Below are 2818 nucleotides of genomic sequence, written 5' to 3'. Positions count from 1 at the left end.
TTCCTGACACACCCGGTGTTCAACCGTTATCACAGTGAGACCGGCATGCTGCGCTACATCCGACAGCTGTCCGACAAGGACCTGGCGCTGGACCGCAGCATGATCCCGCTGGGCAGCTGCACCATGAAGCTCAACGCCACCAGCGAGATGATCCCCATCACCTGGCCCGAGTTTGCGGGCGTGCACCCCTTTGCCCCCGCCGAACAACTGGCAGGCTACCAACTGCTGGACCAGCAACTGCGCGACTGGCTGTGCCAGGCCACCGGCTACAAAGGCATCAGCCTGCAACCCAACGCCGGATCGCAAGGCGAATACGCCGGTCTCTTGGTCATTCAGGCCTACCACCGCGCTCAGGGCCAAGGCCACCGCAACATTTGCCTGATCCCGTCCAGCGCCCACGGCACCAACCCCGCCAGCGCACAGATGGTCGGCATGACCGTGGTCGTGACCAAGTGCGATGAGAACGGCAACGTGGACATGGCTGACCTGCAAGCCAAGTGCGAACAGCACAGCGCGAACCTGGCTGCGGTGATGATCACCTACCCCAGCACACACGGCGTGTTCGAGACACAGGTCAAGCAGCTTTGCGAGCTGGTTCACCAGCATGGCGGGCGCGTGTACGTGGACGGTGCCAACATGAACGCCCTGGTTGGCGTGGCAGCTCCGGGCGAGTTTGGCGGCGACGTGAGCCACCTGAACCTGCACAAGACTTTCTGCATCCCGCACGGCGGTGGCGGCCCCGGCGTCGGCCCCGTTTGCGTGGTGGAAGACCTGGTGCCTTACCTGCCAGGCCACGCCACAGGCGGCTTGCCGGTGAATGGCGTGGGCGCTGTCAGTGCCGCGCCGTTGGGCAACGCGGCTGTCTTGCCCATCAGCTGGATGTACTGCCGCATGATGGGCGCCGAGGGCCTGAAACACGCGACCGAAGCGGCGATTTTGGCGGCCAACTACATCAGCAAGCGCTTGGCCGACCACTACCCCACGCTGTACGCCAGTGAGAACGGCCGAGTGGCCCACGAGTGCATTCTGGATTTGCGAGGCCTCAAGGAGACCAGCGGCGTGATGGCCGAAGACGTGGCCAAACGGTTGATGGACTATGGCTTTCACGCGCCCACGCTGAGCTTTCCGGTGGTCAACACCTTGATGGTCGAGCCCACCGAGAGCGAAACCCTGCAAGAGCTGGACCGCTTCATCGACGCGATGATCGCCATCCGCGAAGAAATCCGTCTGGTGGAAAACGGCAGCTGGCCGCAAGACAACAACCCGCTGAAACACGCACCGCACACCGCAGACAGCCTGCTGGGCGGCGAATGGAACCGGCCCTACAGCCGAGAAGTCGGTACAGCGCAAGCCCAGCGCGTGCCGGGCAGCGTGAAGTACTGGCCGCAAGTGGGCCGTGTCGACAACGTCTACGGCGACCGCAACCTGTTTTGCAGCTGCATTCCGCTGAGCGACTACGCCTGATCCACCCACAAAGGAAGACCCACACTTCAAAATCAAATACCCGCATCGGGAGAGACTGTCCGCCACCGCAGACAGCGCCGAAGGAGCAACCACCCCGGAAACTCTCAGGCCAAAGGACCGATGCAGGCAGGCACATCCGTGTCAAAAACTCTGAAGAGCGCCCCGGGTTCGTCACCCGGGTCCACCGCAGGAGCAAGCCTCACCCGAGGTGAATCTCTCAGGTTTCAAACAGAGGGGGTCATGCCGCGCACATCCGGTGCGCAGCGTGTCCCACTGTTTGAGACGTTGAAACGAGAGAAGCTTCATGAAAAAGCACATGGTTGTCATCGGCGGCGGCATCACTGGCGTCACCTCCGCGTATGCCCTGGTTCAACAGGGTTTTGAAGTCACCCTGATCGAGAAAAACCGCTACCCCGGCATGGAAACGTCCTATGCCAATGGTGGTCAACTCTCGGCATCCAACGCCGAAGTCTGGACCCACCCGTCCACGATCATCAAGGGCCTGAAGTGGATGTTCAAAAATGACGCCCCGCTGCTCATGAACCCCACCCCCACCTGGCACAAACTCAGCTGGATGGCCGAGTTCATGGCCGCCATGCCCAAGTACAGGGACAACACCATCGCTACAGCGCAACTGGCCATCGAATCACGCGAGCACCACTTTGCGTGGGCCCAAGCAGAGGGCATCGAGTTCGACCACAAGCGCGAGGGCATTCTGCATTTTTACCGTGACAAAAAGGGCTTTGAACATGCCGGACAAGTCTCCAAATTGCTGGCCCAGGGTGGCTTGCCCCGTCGTGCGGTGACGCCCGAAGAAATCAAGGCCATTGAGCCCACCCTGCACGGCAATTACTACGGTGGTTATTTCACCGAAAGCGACTCGACGGGCGATATCCACAAGTTCACCTATGGCTTGGCCAAGGCTTGCGAGCGCCTGGGCGTCAAGATCCTCAACGAACACGAAGTCCTGAGCGTGGCCGCCAACGGCCAAAGCGCTTTTGTGCAGGTCAAGCATGCGGGTGATACCGACTCGCTGACCTTTGACGGCATCGTGATGTGTGCCGGCGTGCACGGCCGCCGCCTGGCCGCGCAGTTGGGTGACCGCCTGAACATCTACCCCGTCAAGGGCTACTCGATCACCGTGAACCTGCCCGACGGTGCCAGCCAAGCGGCAGCGCCGCAAGTCAGCCTGCTCGACGACGAAACCAAACTGGTCACCAGCCGCTTAGGGCTTGACCGCTTCCGCGTGGCGGGCACGGCCGAATTCAACGGCATCAACCTGGACATCCGCGCTGACCGCATTCAGCCCCTGATTCAGTGGGTCAACCAGTGCTTCCCTGACATCGACACCCGC

Annotated in this window: 2 protein-coding genes and 2 riboswitches; both genes read left to right on the top strand. The window is 61.6% G+C overall.

Annotation, left to right across the window (positions count from 1 at the left end):
• Positions 1 to 1464 (top strand): glycine dehydrogenase (locus ACIQ47_RS16005; protein ID WP_396439025.1); only part of this gene is annotated, 1464 nt, incomplete at its 5' end.
• 36 nt (positions 1465 to 1500) lie between these two features.
• Positions 1501 to 1594, top strand: a riboswitch (glycine riboswitch).
• A gap of 10 nt (positions 1595 to 1604) precedes the next feature.
• A riboswitch (glycine riboswitch) is annotated at positions 1605 to 1706 on the top strand.
• A 62-nt stretch (positions 1707 to 1768) separates the two neighbouring features.
• On the top strand, positions 1769 to 2818 hold a 1050-nt coding region (locus ACIQ47_RS16000), incomplete at its 3' end, for a D-amino acid dehydrogenase (RefSeq protein WP_396439024.1).

The sequence above is a fragment of the Limnohabitans sp. genome, from assembly GCF_044373035.1.
Classification (GTDB): domain Bacteria; phylum Pseudomonadota; class Gammaproteobacteria; order Burkholderiales; family Burkholderiaceae_C; genus Limnohabitans_A.
The sequence above is the reverse complement of the archived record's forward strand: the minus strand, read 5'-3'. Positions and strand labels throughout refer to the sequence as shown.